Below are 24620 nucleotides of genomic sequence, written 5' to 3' on the forward strand. Positions count from 1 at the left end.
CTGACCAGTCGGTACAAATTCGACGCTGTGGGGTCTCTGGCGGAGTGTTGTGGGGTCTCTGGCGGAGTGTTGTGGGGTCTTGGTTCGGACATTGACCCCGCAACGCTGGGGACGGGACCCCGAAACCTCAGAGGCCGTAGGCCTCGAGGAAGCGCAGCCAGACCTCGCTCACGGTCGGGAACGCGGGGATCGCGTGCCACAGCCGCTCGAGCGTCACCTCGCCGACGATCGCGATCGTCGCCGCCTGCAGGAGCTCTGCGACATCGGGCCCCGCGAAGCATGCACCGACGATCGTGCGGCGGTCCTCGTCGACGAGGAACCGCGCCCAGCCCTCGTAATCCTCGGCGTGCTGCCACGCACCTGCCACGGAGATCGGCAGGTCGACGGCCCGCACGCGGATCCCGTGCTCCCACGCCTCCTCCTCCGAGAGCCCGACCATGGCGGCCTCCGGATCGGTGAAGACGACGCGCGGGACGGCGAGGTCGTCGGCGGTGCGGGCGTGGCGGCTCCACGGCGCGGGGCGGCCGTCGAGGTTACCGCGCGTGCGGGCCACGATCGTGTCGCCCGTGATCCGCGCCTGATACTTCCCCTGATGCGTGAGCATCGCGCGGCCCGAGCAGTCGCCCACCGCGTACAGCCACGAATTCCCGATCACGAGACCCGTCTCGTCAACCCGAAGCGTCGCGGGCTCGATCCCGAACGCGGGCAGTCCGAGGCCGTCGAGCGCTGGCCGCCGGCCCGTCGCGACGAGCAGCCTCGCCGCCTCGAGCGTGCGGCCGTTGGGCAGCGTGAGGCGCGCGCCGCCGTCGTCCGTCGGCTCGGCGAGCTCGGGCACCACGCCCTCCAGGATCTCGACGCCGTCCTCCCGCAGGCCCGCCGCGACGAGCGAGCGGGCCTCCTCGGGGAACCCGCTCAGGAGCGTGCCGCGCGCGAGCACTGTGACGCGCGACCCGAGCCGCGCGAACGCTTGCGCGAGCTCGCTGCTCGCGACACCCGCGCCGAGGATTGCGAGGCTTTCGGGGACCTCGCGCGCGCTCGTCGCGTCGGGGGTAGTCCAGTGCGGCGTGTGCTGGAGGCCGGGGACCTTCGGTACCGAGGGCGCGGATCCAGTGGCGAGAACGACGGCGTGCCTCGCCACGAGCGGGAAGTGGTTTCCGGCGGCGTCGGTGACTGTGAGGCGCTTGGCGCCGGTGAGCCGGGCGCGGCCGCGCACGAGTGTGATTCCCGCGCTGTTGACCCAGTCGACCTGTGATTCGTCGTTCCAGTGGTTCACGGCGTCGTCGCGGTGGGCGAGGACCGCCGCGACGTCGAGCTGCCCCGTCGCCGCCTCGCGCGAACCCGGGACCCGACGCGCGGCGTGGAGCGCGGTGCCCGGGCGGAGCAGCGCCTTGGACGGCTCGCAGGCCCAGTAGGAGCAGGCCCCGCCCACGAGGTCGTTTTCCACGAGGGCCACCGAGAGGCCGCCCTTCGCCACGCGGTCCGCGGCGTTCTCGCCCGCAGCGCCGGCACCGATCACGATGACGTCGTACTCGCTATCCACCCCACAGATGCTACGGGACGGGTGGCTCGGGTTAGGCGCGCGGGACCGCTCAACCGGCGCTGGCCAGTACAGGCGCTGGCCCACCACCGGCTGAGCGGCTTGGGCGGTCGGTTGCCGGCTACGGGCCGACCGGCTGGGCGCCTTGGCCCCTGTTCAGCCCTGGCGGGCCTTGAGCCTCGGGTTCCTCTTGTTGATGACGAACACCTTGCCCCGCCGCCTCACAATCTGAGAGCCGGGTTGGGACTTGAGTGACCTGACGGATGCGCGAACCTTCACGCGGGCCTCCTACTGTTAGTTGGAACCATTCGCATTAATGCGCAATGGCCCGGGGATATTCCCGAGTTCCCTGTGGTCCGCACCCGAGTGTTCCGGGCCTGATCGCGTTCGAGTCCGCTTCTTCTGGATCAAAACCGCGCCGGACTGCGACGCGTCGCGTCTCCGACTGATTGGGGAAGATGAACGGGACAGGAGCGCGCGGTGCGTGGCCGCCGCTGGGGGTTAAATGCGCGAGGCCCGCTCCAGGAGAGCGGGCCTCGTATTTGGTGCGCCCAGAGGTGTGTGAATTCAGGACATCGTTCACACATGAGTCGGGACATGCTTCACAGGTGATCGTTCCCCGGTGAGTCGGGACATCGTTTACGGCCTCGGGGGTGAGTCGCGACATCGTTCACACCTCCTCGGGCCCGAGCATGGGCCATGTCGAAGAACAAGGTCATCGTCCTCGCGGTCCTGGAAGGCGGAATGTCCAAGGCCGAGGCCGCCCGCCGCTACGGGGTCACCCGCCGCTGGGTCCACGAGCTCATCCAGCGCTACAGCGAACACGGCCCCGAGGGCCTCGAGGCACGCTCACGCCGACCCCGCACCAGCCCTCAGGCCACGAGCGAGGACATACGAGACCGGGTCCTGGCCCTGCGGGCCGAGCTCGCCGCTGCAGGCCTGGACGCCGGCCCGGCCACGATCCGATGGCATCTGGAGAAGGACAGCGGCACGGCCCCGGCCGTCTCCACCATCCGGCGGATCATCACCGCCGCGGGCCTCGTCACCCCAGAACCGCGCAAGCGCCCCAAGTCGTCCCTGCGCCGCTTCGCCGCCGCCCAGCCGAATGAGACCTGGCAGTCAGACTTCACCCACTGGCACCTCGCCGACGGCACCGACACCGAGGTCATCGACTTCCTCGACGACCACTCCCGGGCCCTGCTCCACCTCACCGCACACCCCAGAATCACCGGCCCCATCGTGGTCGAGGCCTTCCTCGACACCGCCAACGAGTACGGGTTCCCGGCCAGCACCCTGACCGACAACGGCATGGTCTACACCACCCGCCTCGCCGGCGGCCGCGGCGGACGCAACGCCTTCGAAACCCTCCTCGCCTCCCTCGGGATCACCCAGAAGAACGGGTCCCCCGGCCACCCCCAGACCCAGGGCAAGATCGAGCGCTTCCACCAGACCCTCAAGAAATGGCTCCAAGGCCAGCCCGAGGCCCACACCCTGACCGACCTGAACGAGCTCCTGGCCAAGTTCCGCCGCATCTACAACCACGAACGACCCCACCGCGCCCTGGGCCGGCACACCCCAGCCGAGGCCTACGCCGCGACCCCCAAGGCCGCACCCGCGACAGCCGCCCAGGGGGAACTTCCGCGTCCGCACCGACCGCGTCGACGCCGACGGCAAGGCCACCCTCCGCCACGCCGGACGACTCCGACACCTCGGCATCGGACGCGCCCACAAGCACCAGCGCATCCTCCTGCTCGTCCAGGATGCCGACGTCACCGCCATCGAACACGGCACCGGAGAGATCCTCGCCGAATTCACCATCGACCCGACCAAGGGCTACCAGCCGAAAAAACAGAACACCCCCGGTCCGAGGACCGGGGGTGTTACCGATGTCGCGACTCATCCGTGAAGGATGTCCCGCTTCATCACATGGTGCGCCCAGAGGGATTCGAACCCCCGACCTTCTGTTCCGTAGACAGACGCTCTATCCAGCTGAGCTATGGGCGCATTTCCTAAGCGTTGGCGTGGAACTGCGGTTCGCACAGCGTTCCTCGCGCTTCGGCCTGAATAACTTTACGCGAAGACCAACGCGGTTCCAAATCAAAGCGATGAGAGCTACATGACTGTACCGGTCTATGTGACCTTCATCACTTAAAAAGGATCCCCCGGGACCAAAAACCCTAGATTTCACCTATTTTGAGTGTTTCACTCTCATTTCAGGCATGTAACGGGGTCGGGTGGTACAGACCACCTTCCCTACCATTGAGGGACACGCCGACCCAGCGAAGGAGGAAGACATGGGCGCAACTCGCGTTCGGCTTCTTGAAGGAGCCCCCACCACCTACGAGCCCCTGCTGTCCTGGGTTGAGGAAGTCGCTGAACTGACTCAGCCTGAACGGATCCACTGGGTGGACGGTTCCGAGGCGGAGTACCGCCAGCTGACCGACGAGCTCGTGGCCGCGGGAACCCTGACGCGGCTCAACCCGGAGACCTTCCCGAACTCCTTCGCGGCCTTCTCCGACCCCGCGGACGTGGCCCGCGTCGAGGAGCAGACGTTCATCTGCTCGAGCAACGAGCGCGACGCCGGCTTCACCAACAACTGGATGGACCCGGCCGAGATGAAGGTCAAGCTCAAGGGCCTCTTCGACGGCGCCATGCGTGGCCGCACCATGTACGTGATCCCGTTCGTCATGGGCCACGTCGACGCCGAGGACCCCAAGTTCGGCGTCGAGATCACGGACTCGGCCTACGTCGTCGCGTCCATGCGGATCATGGCCCGCATCGGCACTGACGTGCTGAAGAAGATCGAGGAGACGCGGGCGTTCTTCGTGCCCGCGCTGCACTCGGTCGGCGCACCGCTCACACCCGGTCAGGAGGACGTCTCGTGGCCGTGCAACCCGGAGAAGTGGATCGTGCACTTCCCCGAGGAGCGTTCCATCTGGTCATACGGCTCGGGCTACGGCGGCAACGCGCTGCTCGGCAAGAAGTGCTACGCCCTGCGCATCGCGTCCGTCATGGCGCGCGACGAGGGCTGGCTCGCCGAGCACATGCTCATCCTCAAGCTCACGAGCCCCGAGAACAAGGTCTACAACGTCGCCGCGGCCTTCCCGTCAGCGTGCGGCAAGACCAACCTCGCCCTCCTCGACCCCACGATCGAGGGCTGGAAGGTCGAGACGCTCGGCGACGACATCACGTGGATGCGCTTCGGCAAAGACGGCGAGCTGCGGGCCGTCAACCCGGAGGCGGGCCTCTTCGGCGTCGCCCCCGGCACCGGTTGGGGCACGAACCCCAACGCGATGCGCGCTATCGCGAAGGGCAACAGCATCTTCACGAACGTCGCGCTCACAGACGAGGGCGGTGTGTGGTGGGAGGGCATGACCCAGGAAGTCCCCGCCCACCTCACGGACTGGCAGGGCAACGAGTGGACGCCCGAGGCGGGCCGCCCGGCCGCACACCCCAACTCGCGATTCTGCACGCCCATCGACCAGATCGACATGCTCGCGGACGACTACTTCGCGCCCGACGGCGTCGAGGTCCACGCGATCCTGTTCGGCGGCCGCCGCAAGACGACTGTCCCGCTCGTGACCCAGTCCCGGGACTGGGCCAACGGCATCTTCATGGGCGCCACGCTCTCCTCGGAGACGACCGCTGCCGCGGCCGGCGCGGTGGGCGTGGTGCGTCGCGACCCGATGGCCATGCTTCCGTTCATCGGCTACGACGCTGGCGACTACCTCAACCACTGGGTCAACCTCTCGGCCAAGGCCAACCCGGCCAGGCTCCCGAAGATCTTCCTCGTGAACTGGTTCCGCCGCACCCGCGAGGGCGGCTTCGCGTGGCCCGGCTTCGGCGACAACTCTCGTGTGCTCAAGTGGGCGATCGAGCGCATCGAGGGCTCGGCGGACGCCGTCGAGACGCCGATCGGCTTCGTCCCGACGCCCGAGAGCCTCGACCTTACGGGCCTCGACATGACGCCTGAGCAGGTCAACGAGGCGGTCCGCTTCGATGCCGACGAGTGGCACGCCGAGGTCCCCGGCCTCGAGGAGTGGTTCGCCCGCTTCGGCGGCTCGCTGCCCGAGAGCATCACGGCCCAGCTCGACGGCCTCAAGGAGCGCCTCGGCTGACCATGCGCAGGCCGTAGGCCGCAACAGACTCCGGCGAACTGAACGGCGCCGGACACCCTAGGAGGGCCGCCCCGCTGCACACGGGGCGGCCCTCCTGCATCGGAGCGGGCCAGCGGGCCCGAATCGGGGCCAGGAGCCCGTGGTCGACGCCTCCGCGCGCGGGTACCGTGGGGCCATGGACCGCGGCGCCCACTCCCTCGTTGACCCGCCCCACCAGCCCGAGCTCAGGCCCTTGGCCTCGCTCCGCGCGGCGGACCTTCCGGACGCCGGCGGCAAGGGCGCCAACCTCGGCGAGCTTCTGGCGGCGGGCCTCCCGGTGCCGCCGGGTTTCGTCGTGACGACGGCGGCCTACCGCGCCCACGCCCATGAGGCCGGCCTCGACCCCGACCGCGCGACCGCGGACCCTGCCGAGGCCCGCGCCGCGCTTGAGGCTACCGCCCTTGCCGCGGACCTCGAGCAGGGGATCGCGGCCGCCCTCGCCGGACTGGGGCCGGAAGGAACACTCGTCGCGGTCCGATCGAGCGCGACGGCGGAGGACCTCCCCGGCGCGGCGTTCGCCGGCCAGCAGGACACGTTCCTCGACATCCAGGGACCCGCCGCCGTGGCCGACGCGGTGCGCCGCTGCTGGGCCTCCCTCTGGACCGACCGCGCCGTGCAGTACCGGCAGCGGCAGGGGATCCCGCCCGCGGACGTGGCGATCGCCGTCGTCGTCCAACGGATGGCCCGCGCGGACGCTGCCGGGGTCCTCTTCACCGCGAACCCGCTGAGCGGCCGGCGAGCCGAGCTCGTCGTGGATGCGGCGCCGGGGCTCGGCGAGGCGGTCGTCTCGGGCCAGGTCACACCCGAGCACCTCGTCCTGGACCGCGAGGGCACCGTCCGCGAGTGGGTCCCCGCGCACGACGGCGCGCCCCGGGTCCTGCCTGACCTCGCCGCGCGCGAGCTCGCCGAGCTCGCGGTCCGCGCAGAGCGGCACTTCGGCGTCCCGCAGGACATCGAGTGGGCGCTCGACGGCGGGCGGATCGTGCTCCTGCAGGCTCGGCCGATGACGGCGCTCCCGCTCGAGCCCCCGCAGCTTGGCGGCTTCCAGCGCACGATGGCGCCGTTCTTCGTCGAGATGTTCCCCGTGCGCCCGTATCCGCTTGACGTCACGGCGTGGCTCGGGCCTGCCGTGGAGCGGATGCTCGGCCTCATGGCGGGAAGCGTGGGGGTGCAGTTCCCGTCCGTTCGTGAGCTGCTCCCAGAGCGAGACGGCGTGCCGCTCCAGCTCGTCCCCGCCCGCCCGCGGCCGAGCATCCGTGTGCTTGGCGCGCCCCTCGCGGTCCTGCGGCGCGCACGGCTCTACAGGACCTCAACGTGGACCGCCGACCCGCTCGTGGCCGAGTTCGAGGCGGGGGTCGCTGCCCTCGACGCCGAGGACCTCGCGGCGCTGCCATGGCCGGCGCTCGTGGCGCGCCTCGATCGCTGCGCGAACGCCCTCGCCCCGGTCGCGAAGCTCCGGGTCAAATACCTGCCCGGCTCGTTCCTGCCGTTCGCGCCGCTGCGGATCATGCTCGCGGCGCTCGGGCGGAGCGAGCTTGCGTCCGCCCTCGTAGCGGGAGCCCGCACCAAGACCCGCGAGGGCAACGACGCGCTGGAGAGGCTAGCCGACGCGGTGCGGGCGGACCCAGCGCTCGCCGCGGCGGCCCGCGACCTCGCGGCGCCGGCGTTCCTGGAGGCCATCCGCACGCTCCCCGAGTTCGAGAGCTTACGCGAGGCGTTCGACGCGTTCCTCGCAGAGTACGGACACCGGGAATCCGTGAGCATCATCATGGCGACGGCACCGACCTGGCGAGCGGACCCAACCCCGGCAATCGGTCTCATCCAGGCTCTGGCCGCCGAGCCTCCGCCGGAGCGCGGCAGCGATCCGGGGGCGGCCGCGCTCGATCGGCTCCTCGGGCACCCGCTGTTCCGCAATGCCCGCGCGCGGCAGCTCGCGACCGGCCTCGTCGACGCGGCCCGGCGCGGGATGGCCTTCCGCGAGGACACCCACGTCCTCGCCGCGCGCCTCCTGACCCCCATGCGGGTCACGTTCATCGAGCTGGGCCGGCGTCTCACCGCAGCCGGGGCGCTCCCTACGGCGGAGGATGTCTTCGACCTCCGCCTCGAGGAGCTCCGCGCCATCAGCTCGCCCGAGGCGATCGACGACGCCGAGCGCGCCCGCCTGCGTGACCTCGCCGCGCGTCGGGCCGCCTTGAGGCGCGAATACGCGGGCGTGCCGATGCTCGACCTCGCGGCGATCCTCCCGCGCGGGGCCGGGGCGGACGACGGCGGCGGGACGCTCATCGCGGGACGGCCGGCGAGCGGCGGGGTCGCCGAGGGGCCGGTCCGGATCGTGCACGGACCCGACGAGTTCGGGGCGCTGCGCGCGGGCGACGTCCTCGTGTGCCCGAACACGAACCCCTCATGGACGCCGCTCTTCGCTCGGGCGGCCGCCGTCGTCGTCGATACGGGTGGGCTGGGCTCGCACGCGGCGATCGTCGCGCGGGAGTATGGTGTGCCCGCCGTCATGGGCACCGGGCGCGGCACGTCGGTGCTCCGGGACGGGCAGCGCGTCCGCGTGGACGGGAGCCGAGGCCGGGTGGACGCCGCGTGACGGGGCAGACGGGGGCCGGCCGGACCGGGACTACCCGGATCGGGACCGAGCGCGTCGGGATTGTGGGCGGCGGGATCGTGGGGATGGCGATCGCGCGGGCCCTCGCGCTGACGGGCGGCTTCGACGTCTCGGTCCTCGAGAAGGAGCTTCGGGTCGCGGCACACCAGACGGGGCACAATTCCGGCGTGGTGCACGCGGGGCTCTACTACCAGCCGGGCTCGCTCAAAGCCGTGCTCTGTGCGCGGGGCCGCGAGCTCACGCGCGATTACTGCCAGGACCGCGGGCTCCCGTACCGCGAGCTCGGCAAGCTCGTGGTCGCCGTGACGCCTGAGGAGGTGCCACGGCTCGACGAGATCGAGCGGCGAGCCAGGGCCAACGGCGTACCGGACCTCGCCCGCATCGGGCCCGAGCGCATGCGGGAGCTCGAGCCGCACGTCGCCGGGGTGGGGGCCGTGCATTCGCCGCACACCGCCGTCGTCGATTTCGCGGCGATCACCGAGGCCATGGCCAGCGATGTTCGCCGGGTCGGCGGGCGCGTGCTGTTGGGCACCGAGGTCGTCGGTGTGCGGGCCGGCGAACGGACGACGACGGTCGCAACCCTGAGCGGGACGCACACCTTCGATCGGCTCATCGTGTGCGCGGGCCTCCAGTCGGACCTCGTGGCGCGCATGGTCGGGGCGTCGCCGTCCCCGCGGATCCTGCCGTTCCGCGGGGAGTACTGGACGCTCGCGCCCGCGCGGGCCTCGCTGGTCCGCGGCATGATCTATCCCGTGCCGGACCCGCGCTTCCCGTTCCTGGGGGTGCACTTCACGCGCGGCGTGTACGACGACGTGCACGTGGGCCCCAACGCCGTGCCGGCGCTCGCGCGCGAGGGGTACCGCTGGGGGAGCGTGTCGGTGCGCGACACCGTCGGTTCCCTCGCGTGGCCCGGGGCTGCCGCGCTGTTCCGCCAGCACTGGCGGATGGGGGTGCGCGAGGTCTCGGCCTCGGTCGCGAAGAGCCTGTATTACCGGCAGGCGCGGGCCTTCGTGCCGGAGCTGCGGCCCTCTGATCTGGCGGAGAAGACCGCGGCGGGGGTGCGGGCGCAGGCGTGGGCCGCGGACGGGTCGCTGCTCGACGACTTCGCCGTGGACCAGGTCGGGTCCGTGACGCTGCTCCGGAACGCGCCCTCGCCCGCCGCGACGTCCTCGATGGCGATCGCCGAGTACGTGCTGCGGGAGCACCTCGGGGTCGCGCTGCGGGACGGGTAACCCTGGCGCTCGTCCGCTCCTGCCCATCTTGATCCCCGATGCGGCCCAGAGCGGCCGTGTCACCAGGCGATTCGCTCCGATCCGAAGACAGAGATGAGCAGGAGCGGACTGACAGGTGAGCGGTGCGTCAGGCGGCGGTCCCTTGGGCGTGCGCCGCCGCGCGAACGGCGAGCTCACCGGCGTCGTGAGCGCCGCCGGCGACCGTCACGTCTACACGTCCGCCCTCGGCGACGGACCCCGCGACGAGCAGGTCCGCGACACGGTCCTCGAGCTCGCGCTGGATCACCCGGCGCAGGGGCCGGGCCCCTGCGCCGGGCTCGTAGCCGCGCTCGGCGATCCAGGCGACGGCGGTATCGTCGACGGCGAGGGCGATGCCCTGCGCCGCGAGCCGCGCCTCCGTGCCCCGGAGCTGGAGCCGAACGATCTCGTGCAGCTGCTCGCGCGTGAGCTTCTGGAACAGCACGATCTCGTCGATGCGGTTGAGGAACTCGGGCCGCATGGTCTCGCGCAGCCGGCCCATGATCCTGGCCCGCAGCTCCGCGTCCGACGGGCCGCCATCCACGCCGCCGGACGCGAAGCCGAGCGCCGCCCCGCGGGTCGCGAGGAACTCGGATCCGAGGTTCGAGGTCATGATGACCACCGTGTTGCGGAAGTCGACCGTGTGGCCCTGGCCGTCGGTGAGCCGCCCGTCGTCGAGGACCTGCAGGAGCAGGTTGAACACGTCCGGGTGAGCCTTCTCGACCTCGTCGAGCAGGACCACGGAGTACGGGTGCCGCCGAACGCGCTCGGTGAGCTGCCCGGCCTCCGAGTAGCCGACGTATCCGGGAGGGGCCCCGACGAGCCGGCTCACCGTGTGGCGCTCGCCGAACTCGCTCATGTCGAAGCGCACCATCGCGGACTCGTCGCCGAACAGCGACGCCGCGAGGGCCTTCGCGAGCTCGGTCTTGCCCACGCCCGTCGGGCCGAGGAACAGGAAGCTCCCCACGGGCCGGCCCGTGTCGCCGAGCCCCGTGCGGTTGCGGCGCACGGACTTCGCGATGGCCGCGACCGCGTCCTCCTGCCCCACGACGCGCCCGTGGAGCTCGTCCTCGAGGCGCGCGAGCCGCTCGCGCTCGCCTTCCGTCACGCGCGAGGCGGGAATGCCCGTGGCGCGAGAGACGACGGCGGCGATGTCTGTGTCTTGGACGACGGCGTCGCTCCCCTCGGGCGCGGGGGCCGCGGCTCCCGTCGCGGCGGCCTCGATCCGGGCCGCGATGGCCTCGATCTGGTCGCGCAGGCGCGACGCGAGCTCGTAGTCCTCCGCGGCGACGGCCGCCGACTTGCGCTCCTCGAGCTCGGCCGCGTCGGCGCGAAGACCCTCGAGGTCCACGCGCGGCCCGCGGGCCAGGCTGAGCCGCGCGCCCGCCTGATCGATGAGGTCGATGGCCTTGTCCGGCAGGTACCGGTCCGTGATGTAGCGGTGCGAGAGTTCGACCGCGGCGCGGATGGCCTCGTCCGAGTAGGTGACCCCGTGGTGTTCCTCGTACCGCGACTTGAGTCCGTTGAGGATCGCGACCGCGTCCTCGACGCTCGGCTCGCCGACCGTGATCGGCTGGAACCGCCGCTCGAGCGCAGGATCCTTCTCGATCTCGCGGTACTCGTTGAGCGTCGTGGCGCCGATGAGGTGCAGTTCGCCGCGCGCGAGCCGAGGCTTCAGGATGTTGCCCGCGTCCATGCCGCCCTCGCCGCCGCCGCCCGCGCCGACCACAGTGTGGAGCTCGTCGACGAACGCGATGACGTTTCCGTCTGCCGCGATCTCGTCCATGGTCTTCGTGAGCCGCTCCTCGAAGTCTCCGCGGTAGCGGGTGCCCGCGAGCATCGCCGGGAGGTCGAGCGAGATGACGCGCCGTCCGAGCAGCTGCGCGGGGACCTCGCCCGCCGCGACGGCCTGCGCGAGGCCCTCGGCGATCGCGGTCTTCCCCACTCCGGCCTCGCCGATGAGCACGGGATTGTTCTTGGTGCGGCGGGCCAGGATCTCGATGGCCTGCTCGATCTCGTCGGCGCGGCCGATCACGGGGTCCAGCCGGCCTTCGCGGGCGAGGGCCGTGAGGTCGGTGCCGAACTTCTCGAGCATCGGGCTCTTTGCGGCATCGCGCGCTCCGGCGCCACGCCCTCCCACACCGACGGGCCCGCGAGCACCGCGGCGCGGGGTGGGGCGATCCGCGCGAGGCGCGGCCCCGCCGTCGTCCGCGGCGCCGGAACCGTCCCCGGAAGGTTCGCCGTCCCGCGCCTGGAGTGCCTGCGGGGTGATGCCGAACGCGCCGAGGATCTGGCCCGCGGGCGCGTCCGTGCCGAGGACGAGCGCGAGGAGGACGTGCTCGGGGTCGATGTACGTCGAGCCGAGCGAGCGGGCCACCTTGTAGGCGTCGAGGAACGCGTGCTGCGCCGACTGCGTGAGCGTCGGCGTGACGGGCTCGGCCTCGGGGTCCGGGGAGGCGGAGGCCTCGGGCAGCCGATCCTCGACGGCTGCGATGACCTCGGCGGGGTCTGCCCCCGCGTAGCCGATGAGGCCCGCCACGGACTCGGTCTCCGCGAGGGCGCGGAGCACGTGGAGGGCGTCGACCTCGCGGTGGCCGTGCTCGATGGCGAAGCGCCCCGCGGCGTTCAGGACCTGCTGGGTTCCGCGGCTCACGAGCCGCGTGATGTCGATGGGCCGGTTGGGACGGCGCGCTCCCTGACCCTGAAGGTAACGGGCCAGGAAGTCGTCGAACGAGCCGTTCCCGGCGGTGGGGCCGAAGTAGATCGGCATGCGTCCTCCTAGACTTGAGTCGATGTCGCTCATGTTCAACCGTGTGGCCGACGAGATATTCCCGAGGCCTTCCGGGGCCCGGAAGCGCGGGCTAGCGTGGCCGCATGACGACCATCGCGAAGAACATCGTCGACACCCTCGCCGCGAACGGGGTCCGCCGCGTCTACGGCCTCGCCGGAGACTCGCTCAACGGCTTCACCGACGCGCTCCGCGAGACCCCGAGCATCGAGTGGGTCCACGTCCGCCACGAGGAGGCCGCGGCGTTCGCGGCCGCCGGCGAGGCGGCCCTGACGGGGGAAGTCGCCGTGTGCGCCGGCTCCGCGGGGCCCGGAAACCTCCACCTCATCAACGGCCTGTACGACGCGAACCGCTCACGCGTGCCCGTGCTCGCGATCGCCGCGCACATCCCCAGCACGGAGATCGGCTCGAACTACTTCCAGGAGACGCATCCGCAAGAGGTGTTCCGCGAGTGCAGTGTCTACGCCGAGCAGGTCACGGACCCCGCGCAGATGCCGCGCATCCTCGAGATCGCGCTCCGCACCGCCGTCGAGAAGCGGGGCGTCGCCGTCGTCGTCCTCTCGGGGGACGTCGCGCTCACCCCGGTCGAGTCCGAGCGGGTCGCGGTGGTGCGGCGCGCGAAGCCGCGGATCGTTCCGAGCGACGCGGAGCTCCGCGAGGCGGCGGGGCTCCTCAACGCGTCGGACAAGGTCACGATCCTCGCGGGCGCGGGGGTCCAGGGGGCGCACGATGAGGTCATCGCGCTCGCCGACGCGCTCGGCGCGCCGATCGTGCACGCGTTCCGCGGCAAGGAGTTCATCGAGTACAGCAACCCGTTCGACGTCGGCATGACTGGGCTCCTCGGCTTCAGTTCGGGGTACCGGGCCATGGAGGCGTGCGATGCGCTGCTCATGCTGGGGACCGACTTCCCGTACCAGCAGTTCTATCCGGACAACGCGAAGATCATCCAGGTCGACATCCGCGGTGAGCAGCTCGGCCGGCGCGCGAAGCTCGACCTCGGGCTCGTGGGCGACGTCAAGCACACCGCCGAGGCGCTGCTCCCGCTGCTCGAACGGAAGCAGCGCCGCGCGCACCTCGACGCGTCGCTCAAGCACTACGCGAAGGCCCGCGCCAAGCTCGACGACCTCGCGACGCCCACGAAGAAGGGCCAAGCGCTCCACCCGCAGTACATCACGCGGGTCCTCGACCAGCTCGCCGCCGACGACGCGGTCTTCACCGCAGACGTCGGCACGCCCGTCATCTGGGCGGCGCGCTACCTCACCATGAACGGACGACGGCGGCTGGTCGGCTCGTTCACGCACGGCTCCATGGCGAACGCCCTGCCGCACGCGATGGGCGCGCAGGCCGCCTATCCGGGACGGCAGGTCGTCGCGCTCGCGGGCGACGGCGGGCTGTCGATGCTCATGGGCGAGCTCATCACGATCGTGCAGAACAAGCTCCCCGTGAAGCTCGTGGTGTTCAACAATGCGTCGCTCAACTTCATCGAGCTCGAGATGAAGTCCGCGGGGTTCGTGAACTACGGGACGGGGCTCGACAACCCGAACTTCGCGGCCGTGGCGGAATCGCTCGGCATCAAGGGCGTCCGGGTCGACGAGTCCTCCGAGCTCGAGCGGGGCCTCAAGGAGGCCCTCGCCCACGATGGCCCGGCCCTCGTCGACGTCGCGACCATCCGGCAGGAGCTCGCCATGCCCCCGACCATCACCGCGCAGCAGGCGAGCGGCTTCACGCTGTACGCGCTCAGGACCGTGCTCTCGGGCCGCGGCGACGAGGTGCTCGACCTCGCGAAGACGAACTGGCGCCGGGTCTTCTAGGCGCCTCCGGTTGCGCCGTCACCTTTGCGGGGTGCCCTCCGGTTGCGCCGTCACCTTTGCGGGGTGCCCTCCGGTTGCGCCGTCACCTTTGCGGGGTGCGCCGTCAGGGGGCCGCGGCGTCGAAGGCGCTGCGGGCGTCGAGGATCTTCCGGGCGTGGCTCTCGGCCCAGTCGCGGATCGCGTCGAGCGGGCCGAGGAGGCTCGCACCGAGCGGCGTGAGCCGATACTCGACGCGCACAGGGACCTCGGCGAAAACGGCGCGGGACACCAGGCCGTCGCGCTCGAGCGTCCGCAGCGTCTGGGTCAGCACCTTGGGCGTGATGCCGCCGACCGCCGCGCGCAGCGCGCTGAACCGGAGCGGCCCGACCTTGAGTGCCTGGACGATGAGCGGGGTCCATTTGTCTCCGATGCGCTGCAAGACGACGCGAGAGGGGCACTCGGGGTCCATGACGTCGAAGGCGAGGCTTTCCACGAGGTAACCATAGCACTTTGAAGTACTTGGTATCTTCTGGATACTGTTGGCGTGTTTGCAAGGCAACACCCCTAGCTTCACGAATCAACGGAAGGACCGCTCATGAAGATCGCCGTCTACGGAGCCACCGGCATGGTGGGAAGCCAGATCGTCGCCGAGGCCGCGCGCCGCGGGCACGAGGTGACCGCCCTCAGCCGCAAGGGCACCGCGGTGGAGGGCGCCGCCGTCGTCCGCGCTGCGGACCTCGCCGACCTCGAAACGTACCGTCCCGCTGCTTCGGCGAACGACGACGTCGTGCTGGCAACGGCGCCCGACCGCACCGGCGGATCGCGCGAGCCGTATCTCGCCGCGCACCGCGCGATCGCGGCGGTCCCGACGGACGCACGGCTGTACCTCGTGGGCGGCTTCGGCGGGCTGCAGTCGCCGGATGGGACGCGCATCAAGGATCTGCCGGACTTCCCGGCCGAGTACAAGGGCGAATCGGACACGGTGTTCGAGGCGTACGAGGCGCTGCGCGACTCCTCGGCCGGACTCGATGTGACGGTCCAGGCCCCCGCCGCCGTGATCGCTCCCGGCGAGCGGACCGGCGAGTACCGCACGGCCGTCGGTGTCGCCGCGGGCGACTTCATCTCGGCCCAGGACTACGCGGTCGCGGCGCTCGACGAGCTCGAGAGCCCGCAGTTCCGGGGAGAAATCTTCACGGCCGCCAACTGATCGACCGCTTTCCGATGCGCCGTCACCTCCGCGGGGTGCGCACCCTGCGGAGGTGACGGCGCAACGTGGGGGAGCCGGCGGAGGTGACGGCGCAACGTGGGGCCGGTCAATACGTCGCGGCGTTCGGGAGCAGGACGGGCTTCGAGGGCTTTTGGGTGAAGTCGAAATCGTTCGCGAGGTCGCCGAGGAGCGCGCTCTCCTCGCGAACGTCCGGGCGGGGATCGGGCCGGCCATCGGTCGCGGGGTCGAGGCGCTGTCCGTGCAGGAAGACGTCCTCGATGAACTTCACGTACGCGTCGTGGCTCAGCGTCTGGTGGTCGATGTAGCCCTTCTTCGCGTAAGGGCTGATCACGATCCCGGGCACGCGCAACCCGTAGCCGTTCTGATCCACGGCGGGCGGCGTGACGTGGTCGTAGAACCCGCCCCAGTCGTCCCACGAGAGGAAGATTGCCGTGTTGTCCCAGTCCGGCCCGGACATGATGGCGTTCACGAGCCCGGTCACGTAGGCCTGGCCCGTGCTCACGAGGGCCGGCGGGTGCTCGCTCACGGCGCTCGTGGGGTCGATCCAGCTCACGGCCGGGAGGGTGCCGTCCTTGGCGGCGGCGTAGAAGTTCGTGAGCGCCTGGATGTTGCCGAGCTGCCCGTCCTCCTTGACGGTGTCGAAGTAGGGGAGCGGGTTCCAGATGCCGGGCGTCTTCGCGTTCTGCGCGACGGGCGCGCACGAGGCGGCGGAATCGTCCCGGCAGTCCGGCTCGGTGCCGTTGAACACGTAGTAGCCCCACGAGACGCCCTGGTTGTGGAGGAGATACGTGAGATCCGTCCACGCATAGTCCGGCGCTGGTGCGGGCTTGCCGGTGCGGCGCCCGAAGTCGGGCGGGAGCGCCGGCCCCTGGAGGGCGTTGACGCATGACTGCGGATCGCCCGCCGCGCTGCATTTCGCCGACCACTCCGACACCATGTACAGGTGCTCGGGGAGGCTCCACGACGCGTTCGGCTCGAACATGTGGTCCTGGAGCGTGTAGTCCTTCGCATAGGCCCAGTAGTTCGGGATGTCCCGCGCGTCGTGATAGCCCATGACGTCCGTGGCCGCGGCACCCGAGCACGCCGGATCGTTCGCGGCACAGTTCGACGCCGCGTGCTCGGCCTGCGCGATGAAGCCGTCCATCTTCCCGCCGTCGACATCCGCCGTCGCGTTGGTCTCGCTGTGCGGGCCGCCCGAGTTCTTGTCCGCGGGGTCGTAGTAGGGCTTGACGCACGTGCCGCGCGCGGGATCCGGCACGCAAACAGTCGGCACACCGTTGTGCATGGGGATGCCGTCGGCGCCGGGGAACGTGCCGAAGTAGCTGTCGAACGAGCGGTTCTCCTGCATGATCACCACGATGTGCTTGATCTTCGTGAGACCCGGGTTGGCCGGCGCGCTCACGGCCAGGCGGCTCGAGATCACGAAGACGCCGCCCATCGCGGCGAGAAGAAGGACGACGGCGGCCGCGGACACCGCGGTCAGGATCCGGTGGGCGCGAACCCAGCTCCGCAGCCGGCCGAGCGGGCGCGTATCACCGCGCTCCGCCGGCTGTCGCCGCGGGCTCTGGGGTGCTTGTTCGACCACTGTGCGCTCCTCAGGTCACCTGAGCCTCACAGGGAACAGATGCACCGGATGGACACAACTTACGCCTTCGCCCAGCGGGGCGGGAGGGACCTGAGGCCCGCCCCGCGGGGCTCAGTTGGCCGACGCGAGCCAGAGGTCGGGGCCGAAGACCTCGTAGTGGATGCGCTGCGCCGGGATGCCGAGGGCCAGGGCCTCGGAGCGGATCTTCTGCATGAACGGGAGCGGCCCACACAGGTAGACGCTCGCGCTTCGCGGCACGTCGACGTCGGCGAGGCTCATGAAGCCCGCACGCGCCGCCGCGCCGGCGACCGGCGCCTCGGCGGGCTGTTCGAGCCAGAGGTGGAGTTCGGCGTCGTCGATCTTTTCGATGTCGCCCAGCATCTGGCCCCCGAGCGCCCACGCGTCGAAGCTCCGCTCGGCGTGCAGCACGAGGACCTCGCGCGCGGAGCCGGCGCTCGCGAGCGAACGCAGGATCGACGCGCTCGGCGTGCAGCCGATTCCCGCCGACGCGAGCACGAGGGGGCCCTCGCCGTCGTCGAGCGTGACGTCGCCGTACGGGTTGGAGAGCTCGACGACGTCGCCCACCCGGATCGTGGCGTGCAGGACAGGCGAGACCTCGCCGCCGTCGTTGTACTTCGTGGTGAAGGTGCGACGCTCGGTCGACTCGGCGTCTGCGGACAGCGAGTACTGGCGCGCCTGCAGGAGCCCGTCCTCGACGGGGATCCGCACGCTCACGAACTGCCCCGGCCGCCCCGGCGTGACCGGGGTCGCGTCCGCGGGCTCGAGCACGAACGTGACGACACTGGGGGTGGCGGCGCGCTTCTCGACGACCCGCCACGGCGCCCACATGACGTTGTTGGCCTGCCGGGCGTAGAGGCCCTTCTCGATCCTGATGAGTGCGTTCGCCATGAGCCAGTAGACCTCGGTCCACGCGGCCGCGACCTCCGCCGTGACGGCGTCGCCGAGATCCTCCGCGATGGCCTCGAAGAGGTACCGGTACACGATCGGGTACTGGTCTTCGGTGATGCCGAGCGAGGCGTGCTTGTGGGCGATCCGGCTCAGCACGGCCTCGGGCAGCGTGTCCGGGTTGGTCACGAGGTGGCTCGCGAATGCCGCGATCGCGCCCGCGAGGGCCTTGCGCTGCTCGCCGTTCGCCTGGTTCGCGCGGCTGAACACGCCGTCCAGGAGCTCCGGGTGGGCCGCGAACATCTTGCGGTAGAAGAGCGGAGTGATCTCGCCGATGCGGCTCCCGACGAGCGGGAGGGTGGCTTCGATGACGGGGCGGGCGCTGTCCGAGAGCATGGAGACTCCTGAGGTTGGAGGGTAATCCAGCATCCTCAATGCTGGATTAACTCCAAGTTTTCTACGCCCTGTAGAAAAAGGCAAACTGGGGTCAGGCCGTACCGGCGAACGGCCGGACGCCGAGCTGGACGAGCACCGGCCCCATCTGGCGCGAATGCGGGAGCGAGCTCACGAGGACGTCATCGAGGGCCCGGTAGAACGCCTCGCGCGCATGGCGTAGCGCCGAGCGGAGGTTGCACTGGAACATGAGCGGGCAGTCGCCGCCGGGAGATTCGCACTCAGTGAGGTCCGTCCGCGTGTCGAGGGCCCTCAGCACGCTCCCGACCGTGGCCCTGCGCCCAAGATCGCTCAGCTGCACGCCGCCGGCGCGTCCCCGCGTGGACTCGACGAGGCCGAGCTCGCGGAGCCGGAGCACGGCCTTGCTCACGTGGTTGTAGGGCGTTCCGACGCCCTCGGCGATAGCTCGCGTGGCGAGCGGCTGCGTGCCGTCCGCCGCACTGAGCAGCATGAGTGCCCGCAGGCTCACATCCTCGAAGGCCGTCATGCGCATGGCGTGAAGTCTACCCCCGGAATGCAAACATTTGTTCAGATAACTCGGATGTCGCGCAGAAGGCGGACGATCAGGCGGACGCCGGGGCTCGCCGACATCGTGCGCCGATACGCGGCGGACACGAGGCGTGTGGGGGGTTCGCCCGCGAGGGGGCGCGCCACGACGCCCTCGGGGAGGGGCGGCCTGCCGAGCCTGGGCACCAAGGCGAGGGCGGCGCCGTCGTGCGCGAGGGCGACGTGCGTCGCAAAGTCCGGATCCGTGAAGCCGATGCGCGGCACCGTGCCCTCGGCCGTGAAGAGGCGCATGAGCGCCTCGTGGCAGATCGCGCCCTTCGGGGTCGCGCACCACGTCTCGTCGAGGAGGTCGCGGCGGTCGAGGACCGGGTGGGCCGCGAGCGGGTGTGCGGCGGGCAGGATCACGTCCGCGACGTCTTCGCACAGCGGCTCGAGGGTGACGTGCGCGGGCACCTCGAGCGGCACGGAGTTCCAGTTGTGCACGACGGCGAGCTCCGCGTCCCCGTGCGCGACGAGCTCCACGGCCTCGACCGGGTCGACGCTCGAGACCTCGAGCCGCATGCCCGGGGCCTCCTCGGCGAGCCGGCGGGCCACGCGGCCGAAGAACGCGCGCGTCGCGGTCGAGAAGGACGCGACGGCGAAGGTCCCTTGGGGTGCGTCCTCCGCCGCGAGCATCGATTCGACGCGCTCGATGTCCGCGAGCAGGCGCACCCCGTGCTCGACGAGCGCCCTGCCGCGCTCGGTGAGCAGCACGCCGCGGCCCTGCCGCTCAAGGAGCGCGGCGCGCGACTGGCGCTCGAGCTTCTTGATCTGCTGGGAGACCGCGGACGGGCTGAAGCCCAGCGCGTCCGCCGCGGCCACGACCGAGCCGTGCCGCTCGACGGCCGCGAGCGAGCGGAGGGCCTGAAGGTCGATCATGAAGCAATCGTAGATGGTCATGAGCACAAATCAACGCTGGTGCTGAAAGGTTCCGCCCGGGACGATGGAGGGGTGAAACCGAAGCATGCCGCCCTCGCAGTCCTCGTCGCCGTCATTTGGGGCGTGAACTTCGTAGCCATCGAACTCGGCCTGCGCGACGTGCCGCCGCTCGTCTTCGTGGCGCTGCGCTTCGCGCTCGTGGCCGTGCCGGCCGTGTTCTTCGTGCCGAAGCCCGCCGTCTCGTGGCGCGTCATCGCGGGCGTGGGGATCTTCATGAGCGCGGGGCAGTTCGGGCTCGTGTACCTCGCGATGCACTGGGGGATGCCGGCGGGGCTCGCACCGCTCGTGCTGCAGAGCCAGATGTTCTTCACAATCCTCATCGCGGCGGCCGTCCTCAAAGAACGGCCGACGGCGGCCCAGCTTGCCGGGGTGGGCGCGGGGGCGGTCGGCCTGGTGCTCGTCGCGGTGGGCCGCGGGGCCGTTGCGCCGCTCGGGCCGCTCCTGCTCGTGGTGCTCGCGGGGCTCTCGTGGGGCATCGGGAACACGATCTCGCGCTCCGCGAAGGGCGTCTCGGGCCTCGGCCTCGTGGTGTGGTCCGCCGCGGTGGTCCCCGTGCCGATGCTCGCGCTTGCCGCGGCCGTCGAGGGCCCCGCCACGGTGCTCGACGCGTTCGCCCACCTGTCGCTGCCCGCGTGGCTCAGCGGGCTGTTCACCGTGGTGCTCGCCTCGCTCGTGGGCTACTCGGCGTGGAACTCGCTCCTCGGGAAGTACCCCGCCGCCGCCGTGGTGCCGTACACGCTGCTCGTCCCGCCGGTGGGGCTCGCCGCCGCGTGGCTCGCGTTCGGCGAGGTGCCGCAGCCGCTCGAGGCCCTCGGAGGGCTCGTGCTGCTCGCGGGCGTCGGGACGACTCTGGTCCGTCGCCGCCCCCGCCCGAGTGCGGCCGCGGCCGGGGTCCCCGTCCGTTCAGGGGTCAGTCGGTGAAGACCTGCGCGTCGTGCCCGTCCGGCTCGACCGCCGAGTACACGTAGCCGCCCGCCGTCATCTCATAGGGGAGGATCGCGGCGATGAGGCCGCCGTCGCGATGCTCGGCGGCCGCGTGGATCCCGTCGGACCCGTGCTCGGGCAGCGTCACGTCGCTCGCGAACGCGATCGCGCGGCAGCCCTCACGCCCCTGCCGCAGGAGTTCGATGACGTCGGCGAGCATCGCCTCGGCGTCGAGCTCGCCGTCGAGCTCGTCGCCGCCGCCCTCTGTCCCGCCCTCAGGCTCGGGCGGGGTGACGAGCACGAGCCGCAGCTCGCCGTCGTCCGCGAGGGTGACGCCGAACGGCAGGAAGCCGCCGTTCTTCTCGAGCTGCTCCTGCGCCATGGCAAGCGCCGTGCCCAGGACGTCGTGCAGCTCGCGCAGCGTGGTGTCTTCGGATGCGCCGGAGCCCGCGCCCTCGGTCGGGGTCGGGGAGCTCATGCGCGCACGATCGCGAGGACGCCGTCGCGGATCGACTCGAGGGTCTCGCGGTCCTTCGCCTCGCCGTTGAAGCGGAGGTGAGGCTGCGGCGCCTGGCCGGAGGGTGTGGTCACGTTGATCGTCACGCGCCTGAGTTTACTCAGCAGCGCCTCTCGATGAAGCTCCCGTGGGTGGAGCATGTACGCGCGACTTCGCCTGCGCGAGACTGAATTGATGAAGATCTTCGAGTGGTGGCCTCGGGTCCAACCAGAAACACGCGACTGGCTCACTGAGCACAACGGCGAGCCGCTGCCGCCTCACGTGAGCGCCGACATACTGGCGGTGACCGGGGGCACGACCGATTCCGAGTGGTGGGCTGGCGAATCAGCTGAGGGTCCCCAGCTTTCCGACGAAGCCGTGGATTGGATCGAGGCTGTCGCCAACGATGAGGAGCCTACCCCCAGTTGATACAGCACCTCGTCCGGTGAGGGATCCCTCACCGGACGGCCGCACACGGTCGTCAGAGGTTGGTCTGGGCTTCGAGGGAGTCCGTGTAGCGGCCTCCGCCGATGAGGTCCTGGAGGTCCTTGTCGTACGGGTCCCGGCCCGCCTCGGCGCGCAGGATCGCAACGATCGAGTCGGCCGTGGCGTCCCAGTCGGGGTAGAAGCGCTCGGCGCTGCTGCGGTCAAGGAACACGTGCCGAGCCAGGTTGGGTGGCCGCTCCGGGGAGGAGTACACCTCGGCGTGGAGGGCTCTTCCGAGCATGTTCGCGGCGATGATGTCCATCCGGCCGTTGCGGACCAGTGCCGGCCCTCCGGTGAGTCCGTCCAGGCTCAGCTGCAGGCTGGGCCTGACGATCGTGCCGGGCCTAGACCGGCGGCGGCGCTGTGTCGGAGACTCGTTCGCCGCGCGGGCCAGGTCGAACAGGTGCTCGCGCTCGGCCTCGTCCAGCTGGAGGGCGGACGCGATCGCGTGGAGGACGCCGTCGGAGGCACCGGCGAGGTTCCCGCGCTCCAGGCGCGTGTAGTACTCCACGCTGACCCCGGCCAGCAGGGCCACCTCGGTGCGCCGCAGGCCAAGCACGCGCCGGTTCGCCCCGGCGGCCATGCCGACCTGGTCGGGGCGGACGTTCGCCCGGCGCGTCGTGAGGAACTCGCGGACTTCGTCCCGGTTCTTCGTGGTCATGCGATCAACAGTACGAGCGGAGCTGTGCCTGTGGGGGTCCCTGTCAGTACCCCGCACAGCAGGGCCCCCCACTCACTCCCACACAGGGCTTGAATAGAGACGAGGGCACGCTCGGCTGTTCGGCCGGGGACCTGTCCAAACGCCCCCCATGCCGCTCGTCCAGCAACTCTCGCGAAAGGAATCACCGTGCCGGAACCCGACACCACGATGATCCCGCCGGCCGCCCCCGCCATCACGGAAGAGCAGCCGCAGGCGCGGACCACACTCCTGCTGTGCTCGCTCGGGTTCTTCCTGATCACCCTGGACATCCTGATCGTCAACGTCTCCCTCACCCGCATCAGGAACGAGCTCGGCGGGGGCACCTCCGGGCAGCAGTGGGTTATCGACGGTTACACCCTCGCGTTCGCCTCGCTGCTGCTGTTCGCCGGGAACCTCTCCGACCGGATCGGCGCGAAACGGGCCTTCGGGTCGGGGATCGCGCTCTTCCTCCTGGCCTCGATCGCCTGCGCGGCCGCACCGACGCTGGGGATCCTCATCGCCTCCCGCGCCGTCCAGGGCGCCGCCGCGGCGATCATGCTCCCCGCATCGATGGCGCTGATCCGCGAGGCGTTCCCCGACGCGAGGCGCCGCACCCACGCCCTCGGGATCTGGGCCGTCGGCGGCGCTGTCGCCGGCGCCGTGGGACCGCTGCTCGGCGGGCTGCTCACCACCTGGGACTGGCGCCTGGTCTTCGCGATCAACCTTCCCGTGTGCATCGCGATGCTCGCATTGCTGACCAAGGTCGCCAGATCCCCCATGCGGCCAACGCCGTTCGACTGGGCCGGGCAGATCGCATCGGTCATCGCCCTCACCGCACTGATCTACGGGCTCATCACCGGAGGAGCACACGGGTTCGGCCCCGAGCCAGTCATCGCCCTCGCCATCGGGGCCGCGGGCATCGCGGCCTTCCTCCTGATCCAGGCCCGCGGCCGGCACCCCATGATGCCGCTCGAGCTGTTCTCCTCCGTCGGGATCCGGATCTCCCTCGCGGCCGGGTTCGCGTTCATGGTCGGGAACTTCGGCAGCGTCTTCACCGTCAGCCTCTTCCTCCAGCAGCACCTCGGCCTGACCCCGCTCCTTGCCGGGCTGGTGTTCCTGCCGGCGGCAGCCTTCAGCATCACCGGGAACATCGTCAGCGGCAGGTTCGCGAACCGGTTCGGCCCCCGCATGCCGATCGTCCTCGGGCTCACGACGATGGCGGCAGGGCTCGGCGCGATGCTGCTCACGGCCCCGCTGGGCTCGCCCCCACTCGTGGGAGCCTTCCTGATCCTCACGGGCCTGGGCGGATCAACTGCCATGCCCCCGGTCACGTCGGTCATCCTCGCGAGCGTCCCCAGCGAACGGGCCGGCACGGCCAGCGCGGTATTCAACACGTTCCGCCAAGTCGGCGGCGCCGTGGCCATCGCCGTCTTCGGCAGCCTCGTCGCCTCACCCGCCGGCTTCGTCCCCGGAATGCAGGCCAGCTTCGCCATCGCGGCATCCGTCCTCGGGCTCGCGGCCCTCGCCGCCATGTTCATCCACACCCCCGACAAGCACGCACACCGCTAGGCACAGGCGTGATGACTCCTTGGGGAGTGGCGTGCTGACGGTCCGCAAGAGGATCCATTGCCGGGCGTCCGACTCTTGAAGGGCTCTACTCTGGATCTGAGCACGAAGGCGAGGTGGCCATGGTCCAGGGTGAGCCGTTTTTCGGGCTCGACGTCGCCTCGACGTCTGTGCTCTTCCTCGCGATCCTCACCGTGCACGTCGCCGCTGCGTTTGTGGCGATCGTCTTCGGAGTAGTGGCGATGGTGGCCCATAAGGGGCCGGGGCGTCACAGCCGCGCCGGCCGCTGGTATCTGATCGGGATCCTGGCGGTCTTCGCAACGGCGTGCGCCCTCGCAGTCTTCCGTTGGCCGGAAGATCTGCCCCTGGTTGTCATCGGCGGAATCGGCGCAGCATCAGCTGTCTACGGCTTCGCGTTCCGACGCCTGCACCGACCGGGAGACATTCCGCATATCCTCGCGATGGGCATCTCCTATATCGCCATGCTGACTGCGTTCTACGTAGACAACGGCCCTCAGCTACCGGTATGGAACCTCCTTCCACCTCTGGCCTTCTGGGTCATCCCGGCGATCGTCGGGGCTCCGATCATCGGCCGGGCCATCTGGAAGCGCAGACATCCTCATCACCGGCGGCCCCTGCCCGAGGACCGCGTTCAACCGGAGCGCCCGTAATCGGATCC

General features: G+C 70.7%; 20 protein-coding genes, 1 tRNA gene and 1 pseudogene. 10 read left to right on the forward strand and 12 right to left on the reverse strand.

Features of this window, described 5'->3' with window-relative positions; genetic code table 11:
• Positions 1 to 127: 127 nt before the first annotated feature.
• Together ACOKR1_RS03925 and ykgO are read right to left on the reverse strand one after the other, a co-directional pair.
• Positions 128 to 1540: a dihydrolipoyl dehydrogenase family protein gene (locus ACOKR1_RS03925; protein WP_422935456.1), complete on the reverse strand. Its 1413-nt coding sequence runs from the start codon at positions 1538 to 1540 to the stop codon at positions 128 to 130.
• A 153-nt stretch (positions 1541 to 1693) separates the two neighbouring features.
• Positions 1694 to 1816 (reverse strand): type B 50S ribosomal protein L36, encoded by a 123-nt coding sequence (ykgO, locus tag ACOKR1_RS03930; protein ID WP_422935457.1) that lies wholly within the window; start codon positions 1814 to 1816, stop codon positions 1694 to 1696.
• A 420-nt stretch (positions 1817 to 2236) separates the two neighbouring features.
• Between ykgO and ACOKR1_RS03935 the strand changes: the two are divergent.
• Positions 2237 to 3443 (forward strand): annotated as a pseudogene (locus ACOKR1_RS03935) (IS481 family transposase).
• A gap of 21 nt (positions 3444 to 3464) precedes the next feature.
• Here ACOKR1_RS03935 and ACOKR1_RS03940 read toward each other — a convergent pair.
• Positions 3465 to 3541, reverse strand: a tRNA-Arg gene (locus ACOKR1_RS03940).
• Between the two features lie 290 nt (positions 3542 to 3831).
• Here ACOKR1_RS03940 and ACOKR1_RS03945 point away from each other — a divergent pair.
• The 3 genes from ACOKR1_RS03945 to lhgO all read left to right on the forward strand — a co-directional run bounded on the left by ACOKR1_RS03945 (position 3832) and on the right by lhgO (position 9537).
• Entirely contained in the window at positions 3832 to 5655 is a 1824-nt protein-coding gene (locus ACOKR1_RS03945) for a phosphoenolpyruvate carboxykinase (GTP) (protein ID WP_422935458.1), read from the forward strand.
• 175 nt (positions 5656 to 5830) lie between these two features.
• A complete protein-coding gene (locus ACOKR1_RS03950; protein WP_422935459.1) occupies positions 5831 to 8287 on the forward strand; it encodes a PEP/pyruvate-binding domain-containing protein in 2457 nt (818 codons plus the stop codon).
• Complete coding sequence (gene lhgO / locus ACOKR1_RS03955; RefSeq protein WP_422935460.1) at positions 8284 to 9537, forward strand: L-2-hydroxyglutarate oxidase; 1254 nt, start codon at positions 8284 to 8286, stop codon at positions 9535 to 9537. Before ACOKR1_RS03950 ends, lhgO begins: the two co-directional genes overlap by 4 nt.
• A gap of 127 nt (positions 9538 to 9664) precedes the next feature.
• Here the strand turns inward: lhgO and ACOKR1_RS03960 are convergent, their stop codons facing one another.
• Entirely contained in the window at positions 9665 to 12325 is a 2661-nt protein-coding gene (locus ACOKR1_RS03960; protein ID WP_422935461.1) for an ATP-dependent Clp protease ATP-binding subunit, read from the reverse strand.
• Positions 12326 to 12429: 104 nt separating this feature from the next.
• Between ACOKR1_RS03960 and poxB the strand changes: the two genes are divergently transcribed.
• Positions 12430 to 14154 carry a ubiquinone-dependent pyruvate dehydrogenase gene (gene poxB, locus ACOKR1_RS03965; RefSeq protein ID WP_422935462.1) on the forward strand — a complete coding sequence of 575 codons (1725 nt, stop codon included), beginning with the start codon at positions 12430 to 12432 and terminating at the stop codon, positions 14152 to 14154.
• A gap of 103 nt (positions 14155 to 14257) precedes the next feature.
• On the opposite strand, the gene ACOKR1_RS03970 is transcribed toward poxB, so the two are convergent.
• Positions 14258 to 14602: a winged helix-turn-helix transcriptional regulator gene (locus ACOKR1_RS03970; RefSeq protein WP_422936547.1), complete on the reverse strand. Its 345-nt coding sequence runs from the start codon at positions 14600 to 14602 to the stop codon at positions 14258 to 14260.
• A 126-nt stretch (positions 14603 to 14728) separates the two neighbouring features.
• Between ACOKR1_RS03970 and ACOKR1_RS03975 the strand changes: the two genes are divergently transcribed.
• Positions 14729 to 15340: an NAD(P)-dependent oxidoreductase gene (locus ACOKR1_RS03975; RefSeq protein WP_422935463.1), complete on the forward strand. Its 612-nt coding sequence runs from the start codon at positions 14729 to 14731 to the stop codon at positions 15338 to 15340.
• 106 nt (positions 15341 to 15446) lie between these two features.
• Here the strand turns inward: ACOKR1_RS03975 and ACOKR1_RS03980 are convergent, their stop codons facing one another.
• The 4 genes from ACOKR1_RS03980 to ACOKR1_RS03995 form a co-directional block, all read right to left on the reverse strand.
• Positions 15447 to 16946, reverse strand: a complete 1500-nt coding sequence (locus tag ACOKR1_RS03980) for an alkaline phosphatase family protein (RefSeq protein ID WP_422935464.1) — start codon at positions 16944 to 16946, stop codon at positions 15447 to 15449.
• 111 nt (positions 16947 to 17057) lie between these two features.
• Complete coding sequence (locus tag ACOKR1_RS03985) at positions 17058 to 18248, reverse strand: globin domain-containing protein (RefSeq protein WP_422935465.1); 1191 nt, start codon at positions 18246 to 18248, stop codon at positions 17058 to 17060.
• A gap of 91 nt (positions 18249 to 18339) precedes the next feature.
• Complete coding sequence (locus ACOKR1_RS03990; protein ID WP_422935466.1) at positions 18340 to 18798, reverse strand: RrF2 family transcriptional regulator; 459 nt, start codon at positions 18796 to 18798, stop codon at positions 18340 to 18342.
• Positions 18799 to 18833: 35 nt separating this feature from the next.
• The gene (locus ACOKR1_RS03995; RefSeq protein ID WP_422935467.1) at positions 18834 to 19751 is read right to left on the reverse strand and encodes a LysR family transcriptional regulator; all 918 of its coding nucleotides are present in this window, start codon (positions 19749 to 19751) and stop codon (positions 18834 to 18836) included.
• Between the two features lie 51 nt (positions 19752 to 19802).
• Between ACOKR1_RS03995 and ACOKR1_RS04000 the strand changes: the two genes are divergently transcribed.
• Positions 19803 to 20711 carry an EamA family transporter gene (locus ACOKR1_RS04000; RefSeq protein WP_422935468.1) on the forward strand — a complete coding sequence of 303 codons (909 nt, stop codon included), beginning with the start codon at positions 19803 to 19805 and terminating at the stop codon, positions 20709 to 20711.
• On the opposite strand, the gene ACOKR1_RS04005 is transcribed toward ACOKR1_RS04000, so the two are convergent.
• Both ACOKR1_RS04005 and ACOKR1_RS04010 read right to left on the reverse strand, forming a co-directional pair.
• Positions 20701 to 21192, reverse strand: a complete 492-nt coding sequence (locus ACOKR1_RS04005) for a hypothetical protein (RefSeq protein WP_422935469.1) — start codon at positions 21190 to 21192, stop codon at positions 20701 to 20703. The genes ACOKR1_RS04000 and ACOKR1_RS04005 overlap by 11 nt on opposite strands.
• Positions 21189 to 21317 carry a hypothetical protein gene (locus tag ACOKR1_RS04010; RefSeq protein ID WP_422935470.1) on the reverse strand — a complete coding sequence of 43 codons (129 nt, stop codon included), beginning with the start codon at positions 21315 to 21317 and terminating at the stop codon, positions 21189 to 21191. The genes ACOKR1_RS04005 and ACOKR1_RS04010 overlap by 4 nt, the downstream gene beginning before the upstream one ends.
• 88 nt (positions 21318 to 21405) lie before the next feature.
• Between ACOKR1_RS04010 and ACOKR1_RS04015 the strand changes: the two genes are divergently transcribed.
• On the forward strand, positions 21406 to 21639 hold the full coding sequence (locus ACOKR1_RS04015; protein WP_422935471.1) for a hypothetical protein: 234 nt from the start codon (positions 21406 to 21408) through the stop codon (positions 21637 to 21639).
• Between the two features lie 52 nt (positions 21640 to 21691).
• Here ACOKR1_RS04015 and ACOKR1_RS04020 read toward each other — a convergent pair whose 3' ends face one another.
• Positions 21692 to 22357, reverse strand: coding sequence for a helix-turn-helix transcriptional regulator (locus ACOKR1_RS04020; RefSeq protein ID WP_422935472.1), 666 nt, complete (start codon positions 22355 to 22357; stop codon positions 21692 to 21694).
• A 186-nt stretch (positions 22358 to 22543) separates the two neighbouring features.
• Here ACOKR1_RS04020 and ACOKR1_RS04025 point away from each other — a divergent pair, with 186 nt between their 5' ends.
• The gene (locus ACOKR1_RS04025) at positions 22544 to 23944 is read left to right on the forward strand and encodes an MFS transporter (protein WP_422935473.1); all 1401 of its coding nucleotides are present in this window, start codon (positions 22544 to 22546) and stop codon (positions 23942 to 23944) included.
• A gap of 119 nt (positions 23945 to 24063) precedes the next feature.
• Positions 24064 to 24612 carry a hypothetical protein gene (locus ACOKR1_RS04030; protein ID WP_422935474.1) on the forward strand — a complete coding sequence of 183 codons (549 nt, stop codon included), beginning with the start codon at positions 24064 to 24066 and terminating at the stop codon, positions 24610 to 24612.
• The last annotated feature ends 8 nt before the right edge of the window (positions 24613 to 24620 follow it).

The sequence above is a fragment of the Sinomonas sp. P47F7 genome, assembly GCF_049332655.1.
GTDB lineage: Bacteria > Actinomycetota > Actinomycetes > Actinomycetales > Micrococcaceae > Sinomonas.

What these genes read in the sequence shown, in the direction of transcription:
- ACOKR1_RS03945 (WP_422935458.1), top strand. Translation starts at nt 3,832, where the DNA reads ATGGGCGCAACTCGCGTTCGGCTTCTTGAAGGAGCCCCCACCACCTAC.
- ACOKR1_RS03950 (WP_422935459.1), top strand. Translation starts at nt 5,831, where the DNA reads ATGGACCGCGGCGCCCACTCCCTCGTTGACCCGCCCCACCAGCCCGAG.
- ACOKR1_RS03960 (WP_422935461.1), bottom strand. Translation starts at nt 12,325, where the DNA reads ATGCCGATCTACTTCGGCCCCACCGCCGGGAACGGCTCGTTCGACGAC.
- poxB (WP_422935462.1), top strand. Translation starts at nt 12,430, where the DNA reads ATGACGACCATCGCGAAGAACATCGTCGACACCCTCGCCGCGAACGGG.
- ACOKR1_RS03970 (WP_422936547.1), bottom strand. Translation starts at nt 14,602, where the DNA reads ATGGACCCCGAGTGCCCCTCTCGCGTCGTCTTGCAGCGCATCGGAGAC.
- ACOKR1_RS03975 (WP_422935463.1), top strand. Translation starts at nt 14,729, where the DNA reads ATGAAGATCGCCGTCTACGGAGCCACCGGCATGGTGGGAAGCCAGATC.
- ACOKR1_RS03985 (WP_422935465.1), bottom strand. Translation starts at nt 18,248, where the DNA reads ATGCTCTCGGACAGCGCCCGCCCCGTCATCGAAGCCACCCTCCCGCTC.
- ACOKR1_RS03990 (WP_422935466.1), bottom strand. Translation starts at nt 18,798, where the DNA reads ATGCGCATGACGGCCTTCGAGGATGTGAGCCTGCGGGCACTCATGCTG.
- ACOKR1_RS03995 (WP_422935467.1), bottom strand. Translation starts at nt 19,751, where the DNA reads ATGACCATCTACGATTGCTTCATGATCGACCTTCAGGCCCTCCGCTCG.
- ACOKR1_RS04005 (WP_422935469.1), bottom strand. Translation starts at nt 21,192, where the DNA reads ATGAGCTCCCCGACCCCGACCGAGGGCGCGGGCTCCGGCGCATCCGAA.
- ACOKR1_RS04015 (WP_422935471.1), top strand. Translation starts at nt 21,406, where the DNA reads ATGAAGATCTTCGAGTGGTGGCCTCGGGTCCAACCAGAAACACGCGAC.
- ACOKR1_RS04020 (WP_422935472.1), bottom strand. Translation starts at nt 22,357, where the DNA reads ATGACCACGAAGAACCGGGACGAAGTCCGCGAGTTCCTCACGACGCGC.
- ACOKR1_RS04030 (WP_422935474.1), top strand. Translation starts at nt 24,064, where the DNA reads ATGGTCCAGGGTGAGCCGTTTTTCGGGCTCGACGTCGCCTCGACGTCT.